General features: G+C 73.2%; 17 protein-coding genes. 7 read left to right on the plus strand and 10 right to left on the minus strand.

Annotated elements, in window-relative coordinates:
- The first annotated feature begins 19 nt into the window (after positions 1 to 19).
- Entirely contained in the window at positions 20 to 613 is a 594-nt protein-coding gene (locus tag RLT59_RS31745; RefSeq protein WP_311306587.1) for a TetR/AcrR family transcriptional regulator, read from the plus strand.
- A gap of 8 nt (positions 614 to 621) precedes the next feature.
- Here the strand turns inward: RLT59_RS31745 and RLT59_RS31750 are convergent, their stop codons facing one another.
- Positions 622 to 879, minus strand: coding sequence for a helix-turn-helix domain-containing protein (locus RLT59_RS31750; RefSeq protein ID WP_399126448.1), 258 nt, complete (start codon positions 877 to 879; stop codon positions 622 to 624).
- Between the two features lie 74 nt (positions 880 to 953).
- Between RLT59_RS31750 and RLT59_RS31755 the strand changes: the two genes are divergently transcribed.
- Both RLT59_RS31755 and RLT59_RS31760 read left to right on the plus strand, forming a co-directional pair.
- On the plus strand, positions 954 to 1,118 hold the full coding sequence (locus RLT59_RS31755) for a hypothetical protein (RefSeq protein ID WP_311306588.1): 165 nt from the start codon (positions 954 to 956) through the stop codon (positions 1,116 to 1,118).
- Between the two features lie 24 nt (positions 1,119 to 1,142).
- The gene (locus tag RLT59_RS31760) at positions 1,143 to 5,765 is read left to right on the plus strand and encodes a HEAT repeat domain-containing protein (RefSeq protein ID WP_311306589.1); all 4,623 of its coding nucleotides are present in this window, start codon (positions 1,143 to 1,145) and stop codon (positions 5,763 to 5,765) included.
- A 27-nt stretch (positions 5,766 to 5,792) separates the two neighbouring features.
- On the opposite strand, the gene RLT59_RS31765 is transcribed toward RLT59_RS31760, so the two are convergent.
- A complete protein-coding gene (locus RLT59_RS31765; protein ID WP_311306590.1) occupies positions 5,793 to 7,007 on the minus strand; it encodes an acyl-CoA dehydrogenase family protein in 1,215 nt (404 codons plus the stop codon).
- Positions 7,008 to 7,015: 8 nt separating this feature from the next.
- Complete coding sequence (locus tag RLT59_RS31770; RefSeq protein WP_311306591.1) at positions 7,016 to 8,044, minus strand: phosphotransferase family protein; 1,029 nt, start codon at positions 8,042 to 8,044, stop codon at positions 7,016 to 7,018.
- Between the two features lie 156 nt (positions 8,045 to 8,200).
- On the opposite strand from RLT59_RS31770, the gene RLT59_RS31775 reads away from it, so the two are divergent.
- Both RLT59_RS31775 and RLT59_RS31780 read left to right on the plus strand, forming a co-directional pair.
- Positions 8,201 to 9,490, plus strand: coding sequence for a glucarate dehydratase family protein (locus RLT59_RS31775; RefSeq protein WP_311306592.1), 1,290 nt, complete (start codon positions 8,201 to 8,203; stop codon positions 9,488 to 9,490).
- Positions 9,491 to 9,565: 75 nt separating this feature from the next.
- Positions 9,566 to 10,501 carry an NADP-dependent oxidoreductase gene (locus tag RLT59_RS31780; RefSeq protein ID WP_311306593.1) on the plus strand — a complete coding sequence of 312 codons (936 nt, stop codon included), beginning with the start codon at positions 9,566 to 9,568 and terminating at the stop codon, positions 10,499 to 10,501.
- Positions 10,502 to 10,553: 52 nt separating this feature from the next.
- Here RLT59_RS31780 and RLT59_RS31785 read toward each other — a convergent pair whose 3' ends face one another.
- The 6 genes from RLT59_RS31785 to RLT59_RS31810 form a co-directional block, all read right to left on the minus strand.
- Positions 10,554 to 10,865, minus strand: a complete 312-nt coding sequence (locus RLT59_RS31785; RefSeq protein WP_311306594.1) for a DUF202 domain-containing protein — start codon at positions 10,863 to 10,865, stop codon at positions 10,554 to 10,556.
- On the minus strand, positions 10,862 to 11,257 hold the full coding sequence (locus RLT59_RS31790; RefSeq protein WP_311306595.1) for a YidH family protein: 396 nt from the start codon (positions 11,255 to 11,257) through the stop codon (positions 10,862 to 10,864). Before RLT59_RS31790 ends, RLT59_RS31785 begins: the two co-directional genes overlap by 4 nt.
- Positions 11,258 to 11,300: 43 nt before the next feature.
- Positions 11,301 to 11,813 (minus strand): NUDIX hydrolase, encoded by a 513-nt coding sequence (locus RLT59_RS31795; RefSeq protein WP_311306596.1) that lies wholly within the window; start codon positions 11,811 to 11,813, stop codon positions 11,301 to 11,303.
- A gap of 34 nt (positions 11,814 to 11,847) precedes the next feature.
- The gene (locus RLT59_RS31800; protein WP_311306597.1) at positions 11,848 to 12,621 is read right to left on the minus strand and encodes a glucose 1-dehydrogenase; all 774 of its coding nucleotides are present in this window, start codon (positions 12,619 to 12,621) and stop codon (positions 11,848 to 11,850) included.
- 45 nt (positions 12,622 to 12,666) lie between these two features.
- Positions 12,667 to 13,296: a TetR/AcrR family transcriptional regulator gene (locus RLT59_RS31805; RefSeq protein WP_311306598.1), complete on the minus strand. Its 630-nt coding sequence runs from the start codon at positions 13,294 to 13,296 to the stop codon at positions 12,667 to 12,669.
- A 96-nt stretch (positions 13,297 to 13,392) separates the two neighbouring features.
- The gene (locus RLT59_RS31810; RefSeq protein ID WP_311306599.1) at positions 13,393 to 14,286 is read right to left on the minus strand and encodes a DMT family transporter; all 894 of its coding nucleotides are present in this window, start codon (positions 14,284 to 14,286) and stop codon (positions 13,393 to 13,395) included.
- A gap of 216 nt (positions 14,287 to 14,502) precedes the next feature.
- Here RLT59_RS31810 and RLT59_RS31815 point away from each other — a divergent pair, with 216 nt between their 5' ends.
- Positions 14,503 to 16,158: an FAD-binding dehydrogenase gene (locus RLT59_RS31815; protein WP_311306600.1), complete on the plus strand. Its 1,656-nt coding sequence runs from the start codon at positions 14,503 to 14,505 to the stop codon at positions 16,156 to 16,158.
- A 102-nt stretch (positions 16,159 to 16,260) separates the two neighbouring features.
- Entirely contained in the window at positions 16,261 to 17,505 is a 1,245-nt protein-coding gene (locus RLT59_RS31820; RefSeq protein ID WP_311306601.1) for an FUSC family protein, read from the plus strand.
- Positions 17,506 to 17,511: 6 nt separating this feature from the next.
- Here the strand turns inward: RLT59_RS31820 and RLT59_RS31825 are convergent, their stop codons facing one another.
- Positions 17,512 to 17,955 carry an ASCH domain-containing protein gene (locus tag RLT59_RS31825; RefSeq protein WP_311306602.1) on the minus strand — a complete coding sequence of 148 codons (444 nt, stop codon included), beginning with the start codon at positions 17,953 to 17,955 and terminating at the stop codon, positions 17,512 to 17,514.
- Positions 17,956 to 17,969 lie beyond the last annotated feature (14 nt).

A 17,969-nucleotide genomic window follows, 5' to 3' on the forward strand; every position in this document is an offset into this window, starting at 1 on the left:
CGGAAGGAAGGCGGCGGCTATGGCCAAGGCGACGGACGGGAGCGGCACCCCCGTTCCCCAGCGGCTGCTCGCCGCCGCCACCCGGCTCTTCGCGGAACAGGGGTACGACCGCACCTCGGTCCAGGAGATCGTCGAGGCGGCCGGCGTCACCAAGGGCGCGCTCTACCACTACTTCGGCTCCAAGGAGGACCTCCTCCAGGAGGTCTACGCCCGGGTGCTGCGGCTCCAGCAGGAGCGCCTCGACGCCTTCGCGGACGCCGACGCCCCCGTGGAGCAGCGGCTGCGCGACGCCGCGGCCGACGTGGTCGTCACCACCATCGAGAACCTCGACGACGCCTCGATCTTCTTCCGCTCGATGCACCACCTGAGCCCCGAGAAGAACAAGCAGGTACGGCTGGAGCGGCGCCGCTACCACGAGCGCTTCCGGGACCTGGTGGAAGAGGGGCAGCGCAGCGGGGTGTTCTCCACCGCCACCCCGGCGGACCTGATCGTCGACTACCACTTCGGCTCGGTCCACCACCTGTCCACCTGGTACCGCCCCGACGGCCCGCTCACCCAGCAGGAGGTCGCCGACCACCTGGCCGATCTGCTGCTGCGCGCGCTGCGCCCCTGATCCGTCCGTCACCCCGGACCATCGGCACCGGTCAGCCGGTCCAGCAGCGCCACCGCCGCCGGGTTGCGCGGCCGGGGCGTCCGGCCCGCCTCGGTCAGCACCACCCGGCGGCCGGTGCGGGCGAACAGGTCTGCGCCCAGCTCCCGTTCGAGATTGCGCACGGACGTGCTCAGCGCGGACCGCACGATCAGTTCGGCGCGGGCGGCGGCGGTGAAGCTGCCGTGCGTGATGACCGCCATGAAGTGGCGGAGCCGGCGAATCTCCATCGATCTACGGTAGCGATCGCAGCCAGCGAATCCATCTGTTGGACCGAACCGGCGGACGGGGTCACGCTGGATACATGGCGCACATCCAGACAACGGCGCGGGTCCCCGCCCTGTGGGCCGTCGCTTACGGACCGCACCGGCCGCGCACCGTCCGGGCCCTCGCACGGTGCCTGCTGCGGGTGCGGGCCTTCGCCCGCGAACTGGCACTCGCAGACCACGTACCGTACGGCGGCTACTGAGCCGACATGTTCTAGCATCCGACGATGCGGACGCCGGCCGAAGAAGAGCTGCACATCCTGGGACGAGAGATCGGGCAGGAGGACCCCGGGCGACGTCACACGGCGCTGGTCCGGCTGGCCGGGCTCGTCGCCACGCCCCCCCCGTCCGACGGGGAGACGGACGTGCTCGCCGCACTGCTGCCGCAGTCCCTGACCGGACCGCCGGAGGCCGATCTCCTGCTGGCCCGGCTCTACGAGCGGCTCGGCCACCGGCTGAAGGGCCGCCCCCGGCCCCGGTGGCGCACGGCCGGGCACCTGCCGGTGACGGTACGCGTCGCCTGGCTGCGCGCCGATGTGCTCCACGATCCCCGCGTCCTCCGCGACGAGACCCCGGGCGAGCTCCTGTACCAGGCCGTGCGCGAGCTGGACATCAGCGGCACGCACCGACCGGGCCCGCTGGTGGACGAACTGGCGGACAGCGGCGATCCGGTGCTCCGCGCAGAGGCGCTGCGGCTGGCCCGCGAGGCACTGCGCACCGGAGCGCTGGCCCCGGCGGCGGTCCGGGAGAAGCTGATCGGGCTGCTGGCGGCGGCCGGCGCCCCGGTCGTCGCGGACACGCTGGGCGCCCTCGCGGAGCCATGGGCGGCGACGGCCCCGCTGCCGCCCGGCCTCCTCGCCCCGCTCCTGAACCCGGAACCGGCAGGGGAACGGCCCTCGGTGGCCGAAGCCGCCCTGGTGGCCGCCGCCCGCCACGGCCACCGCGACCTGCTGCTCCAGGTCGTCGAGGACCCCGCGCCGGCGCCCGGCCTGCGCCGGACCGCGATGGAGCTGCTCGGTGAACTGGCGGGCCGCGACGACATCGGCGCCCTGACGGCCACGGCCGCCCGCGATCCGCTGCTGCTCGGCGGCCCCGCCGTGACCTGCCTGCGCGGGCTCCACCGCCGGGGCCACTTCCCGGCCGACGCCCAGGTCCACACACTCCTCGGCCTCGCCCTGGCCGATCACTCGATCCCGGCCCGCGATGTGGCGACCGTCCTCTACACCTCCCGCAACGAAGCGCTCAAGGTACTGACCGACGCCCCGGCCGCGGATCCGGGCTGGCCGCGGCGGCTCGCCCTGCTCGTCGCACTGGCCGGCCAGGGGGCGGGCGACCTCCCGGCCGGGGACGCCGTCACCCGCGTACTGCCCTCGGCGCCCTCACCCGTGCCCTTCCTCGACGCGATCCGCGCCCTGCGCCACACGGACGCGGAAGAAGCCGTGATCGCCCTGCTTCCCGCCGCGCCGGCCGCCGCCCTGGACACCCTGGAGGCGATCGGCGGCGAACCGACGGTACGAGCCCTGCGCGAAGGACTGGGCATCGGCACCGGCAGCACGGCGCCCCACCTGCGCCCGGTACGAGGCCGCGCCCTCGGACTGCTCTGGCAGCTCAACCGGGATCCGGCCCTGCGCCGCGCCCTGCTCGCCCGGCTCGACCCCGTCGATCTGCCGCCGCGCGTCGCGGCCGGCCTCGGCGGACCGGACGCGGCCGAACTGGCGCTGCTGAGCTCCCATCTGGACCCGGACGCGCCGGAGGCGGCGCTGTGCCGGCTCGCCGCCCACGGCGACGCCACAACTCTCCCGGTCATCACGGACCTGCTGTCGCGCATCGTGGCGGGCCTGGCCGCTGCGAGGAGCCCGGACGCGGCGCCCCGGACCGGGGAGCACGGGCAGCCCGCCGGTGAGCCCGCGGTGCCGCAGGAGGTCCTGGACGCCATCAGCGCGCTCGGCCGTCGGCTCCACGAGCGGGGCGCGATCCGGCCCGTCTGCCTGCTCGACGCCACGGACGCGGAGGAGGCCGGGCACGCCCTGGTCGCGAGCACGGCACTGGACCTCCTCGACCGCCCCGCACGCACCGACGACGAGCAGGTGGTCCTGCTCGAACTGCTGCTCAGAGCCCCCTGGACGGGCACCCGCGCACGGGTCCACCGGCTGCTGCGCCACCGCGACCGGCACATACGCAAGCACGTCATCGCGCTGCTCGCCCACGACGCCACCGGGGAGGACGCCCAGGCACTCTCGGCGTCACTGACCGCCCTGACCAGGGCCCAGGACATCCAGACCGTCCGGCAGGCCCTGCTCGCCCTGGGCCAGGGCCGGGCCCACTGGGCGAGCGGCGCGATCTCCGCCTGCCTGGACCACCCGAACATGAACATCAGGAAGACCGCGGCCGACGCGCTGGTCGGGGCGGGCTCACCGGGGGCCGTCCCGAAGCTCCTGTCCATGCTCGGCCACCACGGCAACCCCGGTCTGCGCGAGTCCCTCGTCGAGGCCCTGCGCGCCGTCCTCGGCGACGCCTACCCGGCCACCCTGGTCGCCGCCGCCGAGCACAGCCAGGACGACGCCACCCGGCGGCGGCTGCTGGCGGGCCTGGACGGCGTGCTCACCGCACACTCGGTGCGCGCACTGGACGAGCAGGAGTCACCCGTGGCGGTCCCGCTGCTCACCTTGATCGCGTCCCGCCAGGTCGCTCTGGTCACCGGCTCCGTGGCGGAACTGGCGCCGGCCATGGCCGCGCACGGGATCACCGTGCGGCCCGCGACCCCCTGGGAGGTCTCCGGCGAGACGGACCGCGACGTCGAGGCCCTGGCGACCGGGCGCTGGGACCCCGTGACCGCACTGCGTCTCGTCGCGCGGGGCGAGCGGGTCGGCTTCGCCAACGAGGACCGGCTGCGGCCGAGGCTGTCCGACTGGCTCGCACTGGCGGCCTCCCAGTACACGGGCTCGGAGTACGAGGGGGCCCGGGACGAGGGGGCCCGGGACGAGCGGGGCCGGGACGAGCACTCCGCGTACCCGGCGGCCCGGGACAGGGCGCGGGGAGCCGAGGTGCTGCGGTTCGCGCTGGCACTGTGCTCCAGGCCTCGGAGCACCCCGGATCTCGCGGCACTCGCCCGGTCGTTCCCGCTCCTGCTGGACGCGCTGGCCGACGCCCGCGACGCCTACCGGAACCGGCTGATCGCCGTACTCGAAGAGGTGGCGCCGCTGCTGGCGGCCACCGCGAGACCGGCCGCCGTCACCGCGGTACGCGCCCTGGCCCCCGCACCGGCGGAGCCGGGCCGCTCCACGCTGACGCTGCTGCGCCGTCTCGGCGCGATACTCGTCCGCCCGGACCTCGACGGCGCCCTCGCGGAGGCCCGGCTCTGCGCGGACCCCTCGCGGGCCGCGACCGACGTGCTCCGGGAGGCCTTCGCCGTACCCGAGCAGAGGCCCGCCGCCGCACCCGGGTCACAGGCGGCGCGGGCCTGGCGGTCCGGGCTGGCCGACGCGGTCCGGGAGCCGGGCGCACTGGCGGAGTTCCGCCGCACGGACGACGGCAGCGTCTCCTCCCGGACCCGGCTGGCCGCCCTGACCGAGGCGTACGACGGCGCCGCCCCCGGTGTCCGTTCCGCCCTCGTCGACTGGATGACCCGGCTCCAGCCCCTGGACGCGCCGCCCTGGACCCTCGCGGAGACCGCCCGCGCACCGGAGCCGGCCCCGCGCCGGGTCCACGCAGACGACCTGGACCAGCCGCGCTCCGCCGCCCTGCGGGAGCGGCTGTTCACCATGCTCGGCTCGGCAGACGCGGGGCGCCGGCAGACCGCGGCACAGGAGCTGGCACGGTGGCCGGAACCGGAGGCCCGAGTGGCGGTGCTGCGCGCGTACCTGACCGGGCGGATCGCCCGGTCCGCCGCAGCCGGTGTCGGCGGCGCGCTCGGCGCCATCGGTGAGAGCGAACTCCGGGGCGACGCGATCCTGCGCGACCGGGTGGCGGAAGCGGCCGAGGGGCTCGATCCGCAGGAGCGGCAACAGCTCGTCCCGCTGCTGCTGGAGTGGTGGGAGCACACGCCGCCCGCCTCTGCGGCGGCCGTCACCGACGCGTTGCGCGCCCATCCCGCCGACGCGCTGGCCGAAGCGCTGGGCGACCGGCTCGACGCCGGGGCCTGGGGATTCCTGGACCTGCTCACCGGCCGCCCGCTCCTGCGCACCCCGGCGCTCACGCGGGTCCGCCACCGGCTGCGCGCCGATGGGCGTGACGAACTCGCGGACCGGATCGTCCTGGTGGACGGCCCGCTGCGGGGGCCGGACGCGGGACGGCAGGACGCGGCGGCGCTGGCCGCACTCCGCGACCGCGACGCGGCCCTCCCCGCCGCGACGCGGCGCCCCCGGCGTGAGCTGATGGACCTGGCCGTGACCGGCGCCCCGGAGCAGGTCTGCCGGGCGCTCACCGAGCTGGCCGAGGCGCACAACGGCCCAGAACCGGACCGGGACCCGCGCCTCCTCGGCCTGCTGGGTGAACTGCTGACGCACCCCAGGCCCCGGGTCCGGCTGCGGGCCCACCGCACCGCGCGCCTGATGCTCGACCGGACGGAGTACCTGCGCCACACCGTGCGGTTGCTGGACGACCCCCGGCCGGACGTGGTGCGCATGGCGCTGCGGACGCTCTGCCGGGCGGGCTGGGAGCCGGCGTTCCCCGCGGTCACCGGACTGCTCGGGCACCCGCACCCGACCGTGCGCGACGCGGCCGCCGAGGCGCTGGGCGGGCTGGGCGGGGCGGCGGTCCCGGCCCTCCGGCATGCCGCCGCCCGCGCCCGGCCCGACCGGCGCTCCCTGTACACGGACCTGCTGGACCGGATCGCGGCCGAAGAACGCTGACGCGGTACGCCGCCAACCGCTTCCCGGCTAGAGGTACTTCTTGATTTCCCGGCGGGCCAGCGACCGCTGGTGCACCTCGTCCGGGCCGTCCGCCAGCCGCAGCGTCCGCGCCGCCGTCCACAGTTCGGCCAGCGGGAAGTCCTGGCTGACGCCGCCCGCGCCGTACAGCTGGACCGCCTGGTCGAGGATGGAGACCACCGCACGCGGGGTGGCGATCTTGATGGACTGGATCTCGGTGTGCGCCCCCCGGTTGCCCACCGTGTCCATCAGCCAGGCCGTCTTCAGTACCAGCAGCCGCAACTGCTCCACCTGGACCCGGGCGTCCGCGATCCAGTTCTGCACCACACCCTGCTGGGCGAGCGGCTTGCCGAACGCGGTGCGGGAGACCGCGCGCCGGCACATCAGCTCGATGGCGCGCTCCGCCATACCGATCAGCCGCATGCAGTGGTGGATCCGGCCCGGCCCCAGCCGTGCCTGGGCGATGGCGAACCCGCCGCCCTCCTCGCCCACCAGGTTCGTCGCGGGCACCCGCACGTTGTCGAAGAGCACCTCCGCGTGGCCGCCGTGGTAGTGGTCCTCGTAGCCGTACACCTTCATGGCGCGCTTCACCGTCAGCCCCGGGGTGTCGCGCGGGACGAGGATCTGCGACTGCTGGCGGCGGATGTCGTCGCCGTCCGGATCGGTCTTGCCCATCACGATGAAGATCGCGCAGTCCGGGTTCATCGCCCCGGAGATGTACCACTTGCGCCCGTTGATGACGTAGTCCTCGCCGTCACGGGTGATCCGGGTCTCGATGTTGGTCGCGTCCGACGAGGCCACCTCCGGCTCCGTCATCGCGAACGCGGACCGGATCTCACCCGCCAGCAGCGGCTCCAGCCACTGCTTCTTCTGCGCGTCGGTGCCGAACTGGGCGAGCACCTCCATGTTCCCGGTGTCCGGCGCCGCGCAGTTCAGCGCGGTCGGCGCCAACTGCGGGGAGCGGCCCAGGATCTCGGCCAGCGGGGCGTACTGGAGGTTGGTCAGCCCGGCACCGTACTCGGCGTCCGGCAGGAAGAGGTTCCACAGCCCCTGCCTGCGCGCCTCCGCCTTGAGGTCCTCGACGACCTGCGGGGTGTCCCACGGCGACGCGAGCCGCTCCCGCTGCTCCTCCGCGATCCGCTCCGCCGGGTGGACGTGCTCCTCCATGAAGGTGAGCAGCTTGGCCCGCAGCTCTTCGGTACGGGCGTCGAATGCGAAGTCCATGGGGTTGATCAGCCTTCCTGGAGGGTGGTGAGGCCGTGCGCGATGAAGACGGGGACGAGGTCACCGATCCGGTCGAAGCCGCCGCCGACGGTCTGGCCCTGCGTGTAGCGGTAGTGGATGCCCTCCAGGATCACGGCGAGCTTGAACCAGGCGAACGCCGTGTACCAGGAGATGGCGGAGGTGTCCCGGCCGGAGCGGGCGGCGTAGCGCTCGATCAGTTCGGCGGGGGAGGGGTGGCCGGCCGCGCCGCTGGTGGTGGAGACCGGAGACTCCGGCAGTCCGAGGTCGGAGCTGTACATGACCAGCAGGCCGAGGTCGGTGAGCGGGTCACCGAGCGTGGACATCTCCCAGTCGAGCACGGCCTTGATCCGGTCGTCGGAGCCGATCAGGACGTTGTCCAGGCGGTAGTCGCCGTGCACCACCGTCGGTGCGGGGGAGGACGGCAGTGCGCGGCCGAGCGCCGCGTGCAGCTCGTCGATGCCCGCGAGTTCGCGGTTGCGGGAGGCGTCCAGCTGCTTGCCCCAGCGGCGCAGCTGCCGGTCCAGGAAGCCCTCGGGGCGCCCGAAGCCGGCGAGCCCGACCGCCTTCGGGTCCACGGCGTGCAGTTCGACCAGGGTGTCGACGAGCCCGAGCACGGCCGCCCGGGTGCGCTCCGCGCCGAGCGGGGCGAGCTGTTCCGCGGTGCGGTACGGGGTGCCCTCGACGTACTCCATGACGTAGAACGGCGAGCCGATGACGGAGTCGTCCTCGCAGAGCAGGACCGGTTCGGGGACCGGGACGGCCGTCGGGTGCAGTGCGCTGATCACCCGGTGCTCGCGCTTCATGTCGTGCGCGGTGGCCAGTACGTGACCCAGCGGCGGGCGCCGGACGACCCAGCGGCCGGTGCCGTCCGTGTCCGTGACGGTGTAGGTCAGGTTCGAACGGCCGCCCTCGATGAGCCGGGCGTCCAGCGGTCCGTTCACCAGGCCCGGCCGTTCGCGGTCGAGATGGCCGCGCAACCGGTCGAGGTCGAGGCCTGGCGGGTGGACTGGGCTCATCGTGCGCACCTCCGGGATGGATGAACGGTCGGTGCTCATGATGCCGACCAGTCGGTATGTCGTCCAGTGAACTCCCGGAACCGGAGGTGGCCGCTCCGGTTCCGATCAGCTGCCCAGCCTCTGGTATTCAGTCGTATCTCTGAATACAGTTCACGTATGGATACAGCGTTGTTGATCGAAGAAGTCCGGCTGACCCCGATCCTCATTGCCGACCCGCCGCTCCTCAACACCCAGGGCGTCCACCAGCCCTACACCCCGCGCCTCGTCGTGGAGGTCGTCACCCGCGGCGGAGTGACCGGCATCGGGGAGACGTACGGCGACGGCAAGTACCTCGAACCGGCCGAGCCGCTCGCCGCCGCCCTGCCGGGCCGCCCGGTCAGCGATGTGAACGGGCTCTTCGCCCTCGCCGACGAGGTGTGCGCGGATTCACGCGCCGCCGACGAGCGGGTCGACGCGGGCGGGCTGCGCGGCGTCCAGACCGCGGACAAGCTGCGGCTCTCGGTGGTCTCCGGCTTCGAGGTGGCCTGCCTGGACGCGCTGGGCAAGTCCCTCGGCCTGCCGGTGCACGCGCTGCTCGGCGGCAAGGTCCGCGACACCGTCGAGTACAGCGCGTACCTCTTCTACCGCTGGGCCGAGCACCCCGAGGGCGGCGAGCGGGACGACTGGGGCGCGGCCGTCGACCCGGCCGGAGTCGTCGCCCAGGCGCGCCGCTTCGCCCGCGACTACGGCTTCTCCTCCTTCAAGCTGAAGGGCGGCGTCTTCCCGCCGGAGCAGGAGATCGCCGCGGTCCGCGCGCTGGCCGAGGCGTTCCCCGGGCAGCCGCTGCGCCTCGACCCCAACGGCGCCTGGTCCGTCGAGACCTCGCTGTACGTCGCCGAGCAGCTCAAGGGCGTACTCGAATACCTGGAGGACCCGGCGGCCGGCACCGGGCTCATGGCCGCCGTCGCGGCCGGCACCGACGTACCGCTGGCCACCAACATGTGCGTCACCACCCTCGCGGAGGTCCCCGAGGCCTTCGCCAGGGACGCCGTGCAGGTCGTCCTCTCCGACCACCACTACTGGGGCGGGCTGCACCGCACCCGTGAACTGGCCGGGATCTGCAGCACCTTCGGCGTCGGACTCTCCATGCACTCCAACACCCACCTCGGGATAAGCCTCGCCGCCATGACGCACGTCGCGGCCACCGTCCCCAACCTCGACTACGCCTGCGACAGCCACTACCCCTGGCAGACCGAGGACGTCATCACGACCCGCCATGTCTTCGAGGACGGCCGGCTCACCGTCTCCGACGCGCCCGGCCTCGGCGTGAAGCTGGACCGGGAGCGGCTGACCGCGCTGCACCGCCGCTGGCTCGACGACGACGGCACGATGCGCGAGCGCGACGACGCCGCCGCGATGCGCAAGGCCGAGCCCGGCTGGCGGACGCCGTCGATCCCGCGCTGGTGAGCCCCGGCGCCCGGACGGTCCGATGTGCGCCGCGCCTGATTTGCGCTGTGCCTGACCTGCGCCGATGGTCGAAGGATGAAGGCGATCAGCTACAGCGGATACGGCGATGCCGACGTCCTGGAGTACGGCGAGCGGCCCGACCCCAAGGTCGGCCCTGACACCGTCCTGGTGAAGGTGCGGGCCGCCGCGGTCAACCCGGTGGACCGGCAGGCGCGGCAGGGGAATCTGGACGCGGCGCTGGACGCGGTCTTCCCGGTGATCCCCGGCTGGGACGTGTCCGGGGTCGTCGTGCAGCCCGGTGCGGCCGTGGACGAGTTCGCCGTCGGCGACGAGGTCATCGGGTACGTGCGGGAGGACTTCCTCAGCCGCGGCACCTTCGCGGAGTACGTCGCCGCCCCGGTGCGCACCCTCGCCCGCAAACCGCTGAGCCTGAGCTTCGAGGAGGCCGCCGGGCTGCCGCTGGCCGGTCTCACCGCCTACCAGGTGCTCCACCGGTCACTGCGGATCCGCGACGGCGACACCGTCCTGGTCCACGCGGCGGCGGGCGGTGTCGGCTCACTGGCCGTCCAGCTCGCCCGCCACGCGGGATGCCGGGTCATCGGGACCGCGAGCGCGCACAACCACGACCACCTGCGCCAGCTCGGCGCGGAACCCGTGGAGTACGGGGACGGGCTCGTGGACCGGCTGCGGGCACTGGCCCCGGACGGCATCGACGCCGCCTTCGACACGGTGGGCGGGGAGGCGCTGCGGGCCTCAGCTGAGACGCTCGCGCCGGACGGGCGGCTGGCGTCCATCGTGGACAGCGAGGTGTTCTCGTACGGCGGGAAGTACGCCTTCGTGCGGCCCGACGCCAAAAATCTCGCCCATCTGGCCGAACTGGCCGAGCGGGGCATTATCACGGTCCACGTCGACCGGGTCTTCCCGCTGGAGCGGACCGCGGAGGCGCACCGGCTCAACGCGGAGGGGCGCACCCGCGGAAAGATCGTCGTGACGGTGGACTGGGACAGCTGACGGGACCGGTGCGCCGCCCGGACCCGGACCCGCACCCGCCGCCGGACCGGGATCAGAAGAGCATGGCGGCCGCGAAGACGGCCAGCGCGACCGTGCACGCCGCCGCCGTCAGCGCGGCGCGCGCACCCAGCGGCCTCGGGCGCGCGGTTCCCATGCCCCGCACCCGGCGGTTGGCCACCCGCAGGAACCCGAGCCAGGCCAGCACGCTCAGCGACAGTGCGACGATCCCCGCCGGGCTCCCCCCGCCGTGCAGCGCCTGCTTGCCCGCCAGCAGCGCCACCACCGTGCAGGACAGCGTGGTGCGCCGCCAGGCCAGCCTGGTCCGCTCCGGCTGGAGCCCCGGATCGCGTCCGGCCGAGGTCACCGGCCCTCCCAGCCGAACAGGACCACCGCCACCATCGCCACGGCCACCACCGCGACCGCGAGACTCAGCAGCGTCGGGAACCGGGACACCGGCAGGTCCTCGCCGCGCCGCATCGCCCGCTCGCACCGCACCCAGTGGTTGACGGCCCGCAGCGCGCACAGCACCCCGGCCGCGAGCAGCGCCAGCGCCAGACCGGCGCGCACGCCCCAGGACAGCTCGGGCAGGAACTGGTCGACCGCGAAACCGCCGCCGATCAGCGCGAGAGCCGTCCGGATCCAGGCGAGGAAGGTCCGCTCGTTGGCGAGTGAGAAGCGGTAGTCGGGGGTGTCGCCCTCTTCGCGGATCCGCTGCGGCGCGAACCACAGCCGCAGGCTCTGTACGAATTCGTTCACGTCCGGACCTTGTCTGCCGCTTCGGTACGCGCCGAGGGGCGGTTCAGGGCGCCTCACGGAACGCCCGCAGCCGCCGGTAGGCATCGAGGCCGTCCGGCACCCACGGCCAGTCGCCGAGCCGCCGCTCCAGCTCCTCGTCGGTGAGGAAGGTGTGCCAGGCGACCTCTTCCGCCTGCGGCTGCACCGGCAGCTCGCACCGCACCCGGTACACGTACGACCACCAGCTGTGCCCGTCGCCCTCGTAGAGGAACTTGAAGAGCGGCTCGGGCCGGGGGAGCCCCGTGACCCCCAGCTCCTCCTCGGCCTCCCGAAGCGCCGCCTCCTCGTACGTCTCGCCCGCACCGACCACCCCGCCGACGAACATGTCGTAGTGGGACGGGAAGACCAGCTTGGTGGCGGTTCTGCGGTGCACGAAGATCCGGCCGTCGGCGTCCCGGGCCTCGATGAACGCGCAGCGGTGGCGCAGGCCGCGCGCGGTCGCCTCGCCGCGCGTGGCCTGCCCGACGACCTCGTCGTTCTCGTCGACGATGTCCAGGATCTCGTCAGAAGGTGTCATGCACCTCATCCAACAGCAGACCGCCCGGGGGTGATCACTGGCCCATGACGTACTTGACGGTCGGGCCGGTGGTCCAGCCGCCGTCCACGGCGAGTTCGGCGCCGGTGACGTAGGAGGCGGCGTCCGAGAGCAGGAAGACGACGGCCTCGGCGATCTCACCGGCCTCACCGACCCGGCCCATCGGGGTGTTGGGGTAGTTGCCGTCGCCCTGCTGGATGCCGACGGAGGCGGTCATCGGCGTGTAGACCATGCCGGGGTGCACCGAGTTCACCCGCACCTTCGCCGTGCCGAGCTCCACCGCGCCGACCTTCGTCAGCCCGCGCACACCCCACTTGGACGCGCCGTAGCTGGAGGTCAGGGCCAGGCCCATCAGCCCGGCGGCGGAGGAGATGTTGACGATCGAGCCGCCGCCGTTCTCCTTCATCAGCGGGATCACCGTCTTCATGCCGATGAAGACAGCCGTCAGGTTGATGTCGATGACCTTGCGGAAGTGCTCGACCGTCTCGCTCTCCAGCGGCTGCCCGGTGGAGACCCCGGCGTTGTTGACCAGGCCGTCGATCCGGCCGAACTCGGAGAGGACGAAGGCGGCGACGCGCTGCCAGTCCTCCTCCGAGGTCACGTCGTGGTGCAGGAAGCGGGCCTTCGGGCCGAGCTTCGCGGCGGTCGCCGCGCCCTCCTCGTCGAGCACATCGGTGATCACGACGTTCGCGCCGCCCGCCACGGCGAGGCGCGCGGCCTCCGCCCCGAGGCCGCGTGCGGCTCCGGTGATGACGACGGTCCGGTCGGTGAGGTTGTTCTTGTCGGTCATGACATGTCCTTCATGTGGTGCGGGTGGTTCATGTGGTGCGGTGGTTCACGCGCCGTGCGGCGCGGGGGCGTGCAGGAACGCGGTGGTGGTCCCGACGAGATCGGCCAGGAAGAGCCCCTGGCCGGTCAGCGGCTCCGTGCCGTCGAGCCCCTGGCGGGCGCGGTCGGCCAGCGCCGCGCCGATCAGGGTGAGCGAAAGATCGAGCCGCTCCAGCCGGACCGGCTCCGGCAGCGCGCCCAGCCGGTCCCCGATCCGGCCGATCAGTCGGCCGTAGGCGGTGCCGTCCAGGGCGGGGTGGAGGCGGCCGGTCCGCAGACCGGTCTCGTGGCTCAGCTGGGCCGAGATCCGCAGACAGCGCCGGCCCCGGTCGTCGGTGAGCAGGCTCGCCTCCGCCGTCACCAGCGCGGTGAGCAGCTCCCGTACCCCGCAGTCGGCGCCGAGCCCGTCGAGCAGCGGTGCCACCACCTGCTCGGTACGGGCCTGGCGGCCGGCCATCACGGCGTCGAGCAGCCCGGCACGGGAACCGAAGTGGTACTGGACCGCCGACGGATTGCTCTGGCCCGCCAGCCGGACGATGTCCCGCAGCTGGGCGCCGTCCGTGCCCTGAGCGGCGAAGATCTCCTCGGCCGCGCGGATCAGCTTGTCCCTGGTCTCTTGTCCTGACGTTCGCGCCATACCGACAACTGTAATGCTGGCCATTATTAATTGCCAGGACGGAGCGGCCGCACTCCTGTGAGAAAGAGGACACCGGACGCCGCGCGCGTACCGGCCTCAGCGCGGCTCAAGGGTCTTGGTGCGCCGCCCGCCCAGCGGCCCCTCCGGCATCGCCGGATGCAGCCCCAGCAGCACGATCCCGGTCACGATCGCCGCGAGCCCGGCCGCCTGCCAGGCCAGCGCGCCGGTATCGGTGCGCACCTGGTCACCGAGGAACCCGATGCCACAGGCGATCCCCGCCAGCGGCTGGGCTGCGGTCAGCGCGGGCAGCGACATCCGCAGCGGTCCGGTCTCGAACGCGCTCTGCACCAGGAGCAGCCCCGTCACCCCCAGGACCAGCACCGCGTACGGCTGCCAGCTCATCATCAGCGCCGCCCAGCCGTCGTCCCCGATCAGCTGGCCGCTCACCCGGGTGAGCGCGTCCTGAAGCCCGTACAGCAGTCCGGCCGCCACCGCGAGGAGGGCCGGGGCCGCCACGGAACGCGAGCGTGCCGCGTACATGGTGAGCGCCAGGGCGATGCCCGCCACCACACCGATCACCAGCCAGTGCCGCAGCGGGCTCGACACCGCCGAGCCGCCCTTCGGCTCGCCCGCCAGCAGGAACGCCGCGACCCCGCACGCGAGCAGCCAGAGCCCGGCCCAGCCCTGCCGGCCGAGGCGCTGGCCGGTGCGGTGGCGGGACAGGGTCATCGCGAAGAGCAGATTGGTGGCCAGCAGTGGCTCGACGACGGAGACCTCGCCCTTGCCCAGCGCCAGCGCGCCCAGCACCATGCCGCAGACCATCAGGCCGATACCGGCCAGCCAGCTGCGTACCCGCATCAGGTCGAGCAGCAGCCGGAACGACAGATAGTCGCTCTTCGGGGCGTGGCTGGCGGCGGCCTGCTGCAGCACGAAGCCGAAGCCCAGACAGCAGGCCGCGCTCACGGCGAGTACGAGAACCAGCACCGACACGCTTCTCTACCCCAAGTCAGGCCGGAAGAGAGTGAATTGTCTCGACGATAGCGCCTGGACGCCACCGGTGCGCCCGTAGCGCCGCCGACCGGGCGGTTGACGCCGGGGCGGCCTGTACCGAAGATCTGACGCACCAGTAACTTCGCGAGGAACCTCACGGGCAGGTGCGGCCTTCCGCCGGACCGTGTCCGGTTCGCCCCGACAAGGATGGAACCCATGGCGTACGACGCTGATGTGATCGTGATCGGGGCGGGACTCGCCGGGCTGGTCGCCGCCGCCGAGCTGGTCGACGCGGGCCGCTCGGTGATCCTGCTCGACCAGGAGCCCGAGCAGTCGCTCGGCGGTCAGGCGCACTGGGCCTTCGGCGGTCTCTTCCTCGTCGACTCACCCGAACAGCGTCGGATGCGGATCAAGGACAGCCGGGAACTGGCCCTCCAGGACTGGCTGGGCACGGCGGGCTTCGACCGCGAGGAGGACCACTGGCCGAGGAAGTGGGCCGAGGCGTACGTCGACTTCGCCGCCGGTGAGAAGCGTTCCTGGCTGCACCGGCAGGGCATGCGGTTCTTCCCGGTCGTCGGCTGGGCCGAGCGCGGCGGGTACGACGCGAACGGCCACGGCAACTCCGTCCCCCGCTTCCACATCACCTGGGGCACCGGGCCCGGTGTCGTCGCCCCGTTCGAGCGCCGGGTCCGCGAGGGCGTCGCCAGGGGCCTGGTCACCTTCCGCTTCCGCCACCGGGTCACCGGTCTCGGCCGCACCGGGGGCGCCGTCGACACCGTCAGCGGCGAGATCCTGGAGCCGAGCGCCGCGGCGCGCGGGACCGCGAGCAGCCGGGAGGCGACCGGCGCCTTCGAGCTGCGGGCCCAGGCGGTGATCGTCACCTCCGGCGGCATCGGCGGCAACCACGACCTCGTGCGCGAGCAGTGGCCCGAGCGGCTCGGCACCCCGCCGGAGAAGATGCTCTCCGGCGTCCCCGCCCACGTGGACGGCCTGATGCTCGGCGTCACGGAGGAGGCGGGCGCCCACCACATCAACCGCGACCGGATGTGGCACTACACCGAGGGCATCGAGAACTGGAACCCGATCTGGGCGAAGCACGCCATCCGCATCCTGCCCGGCCCGTCCTCGCTCTGGCTGGACGCCCGCGGCAAGCGGCTGCCCGTCCCGCTCTTCCCCGGCTTCGACACGCTGGGCACCCTCGAACACATCATGCGCACCGGCCACGACTACACCTGGTTCGTGCTGGACCAGAAGATCATCGGCAAGGAGTTCGCACTCTCCGGCTCCGAGCAGAACCCCGACCTGACCGGCAAGTCCGTCCGGGGCGTGATCGGCCGGGCGCGCGCGGACGTGCCCGGCCCGGTGAAGGCGTTCATGGACAACGGGGCGGACTTCGTCGTCGAGAACGACCTCGGCGCCCTGGTGCGCGGCATGAACGCCCTCACCGGAGACGGGCTCATCGACGAGGACGAGCTGCGCCGCGAGATCACCGCCCGCGACCGCGAGATCGCCAACCCCTTCACCAAGGACCTCCAGATCACCGCGATCCGGGGCGCCCGCGCCTACCTGGGCGACAAGCTGATCAGGACCGCCGCACCGCACCGCATCCTCGACCCCAAGGCCGGGCCGCTGATCGCCGTACGGCTGAACATCCTCACCCGCAAATCGCTCGGCGGCCTGGAGACGGACCTGTCCTCCCGGGTCCTCACCCCGGACGGCACCCCGCTGGCCGGGGTCTACGCGGCCGGCGAGGCGGCCGGCTTCGGCGGCGGCGGGGTGCACGGCTACCGGTCGCTGGAGGGCACCTTCCTCGGCGGCTGCATCTTCTCCGGCCGGGCCGCGGGCCGGGCCGCGGCGGAGGCGGTCGGCTGACGGCTGTCCCGCCGGGCTCCGCGCGCCCCGGGCGCGCGTCCGTCCGGTGGGGTTCGGCGCCCGGGACCGTGCGCGGGCACCGAATCCGGGCATGGGAAGAAGATGCCAGGAGTAGCCGAACCCGTCATCAACCTCGTCCGGCGCACCACAGAGCCCGTGGCCGCGCAGACCCTGCGCTCCACGGGCGCGGCGGTGATCGCCTATGCCGTGGCGACCGCGACGCTGGCCGAGCCCGCGCCCCTGACCGCACCGCTGACCGCGCTGCTCGTCGTCCAGGTCACCCTCTACGCCACCGTCAACATGTCGGTCAAACGTGTCGTGGCCGTCATCGTCGGAGTCCTCATCGCGAGCGGCTTCAGCGCCCTGGTCGGCATTTCCTGGTGGAGCCTGGGGCTGACCATCTTCACGGCGCTGATCATCGGCAGACTGGTCCGCGTGGACGAGTTCGTCCCAGAGGTGGCGATCAGCGCCATGCTCGTCCTCGGCGTCACGTCGCAGACCGCGCGGTCCAGCATGGCGTGGGAGCGCGTGTACGAGACACTGATCGGCGCGGGCGTCGGCCTGCTGTTCAACCTGCTGTTCGCCCCGCCCGTCTGGGTTGAGACCGCGGGCGCGTCCATCGACGGACTGGCCCGCGAGATGGGGCAGATGTTCCGCGACCTGGGAAGCGACCTGGCCCGTCCGGTCACCGTTCCGCAGGCGGCGGACCGGCTGCACCGGGCCCGCCGTCTCGACCACGACATCGTCGAGGTGGACGCCTCCCTGCGGCAGGCCGAGGAAAGCCTCATGTACAACCCGAGGGTGCGGCAGGGGCTGCTTCACCGCGTGGTGCTGCGTACCGGTCTGGACACACTGGAGATCTGCGCGGTCGTCGTGCGGGTGCTGTCCAGGACGCTGACCGACCTCGCCAAGGACCGGGGCGGCGAACCGCTGTTCCCCGCGGAGGTCGCCGCCCACATCACGGAACTGTTCGAACAGATGGCGGGGGCCATCGAGAGCTTCTCGGTGCTCATCACCACCCCGATGGCGGCCGGCGGCGAGGAGGCGGAGGAACGGCTCGCGGACGCGCTCACCACCAGCCGCGCGACCCGCGACCTGGTGGCGGACATGCTGCTGGCCGCCGTCCAGGAACACCCCAGGAAGTGGCAGCTGCACGGGGCCCTGCTGGCCGAGGTGGACCGCATCCTGGACGAGCTGGACATCGAGAAGCGCGCCGAGCGCCTGGGCCAGGAACTCGACCGACGTTCGGCCGACCTGCACGAGCGCCACCCCCGGCTGCTCACCGTCCGGCGCCGGCTGGGCCTCGTGAAGGGCGCGGGCCGGGAGAAGAGGGCCGAGGCGCGGTGACCCGGCTCAGCCGCGGGCGGCGTCGGGGCCGATGCGCTCGACGACCCGGAACCGTTCAGCGACGATCATCGTGTCGTCGTCCACGGTGAACTCCGGGTCTCCGAGCGCGTCCCGCATCTCCTCGCTGTGCCAGAACCGCTCGTGGCCCGCCCGCCACTCGGCGACGGACGCGTAGCCCTCGCCCTCGTCCAGCGCGTGCTGGAGGCCGACGTCGGCGAGCCGCAGCACCCGCACCTCGGTCACTTCGAGCACCGCGATCTCCCGGCCGTCCGAGTCGATGAGGGCGGACCGCTCACCGACCGGAGGCAGCTCCTCCTTCTCGGTCTCGTACTCCACGAGCAGGCCGGACGTCGACACCTTGCGCCCGTCCAGGACCGCGGCGACCAGCTGGTCGCGCAGCGGGCCGGGGAAGGCGAGCAGGAACGGCTTGAGTGCTTCGCGGTTCGGCATGGCGCAAGTCTGGC

The sequence above is a fragment of the Streptomyces sp. ITFR-6 genome (genome assembly GCF_031844725.1).
In the GTDB taxonomy this organism is placed as follows: domain Bacteria; phylum Actinomycetota; class Actinomycetes; order Streptomycetales; family Streptomycetaceae; genus Streptomyces.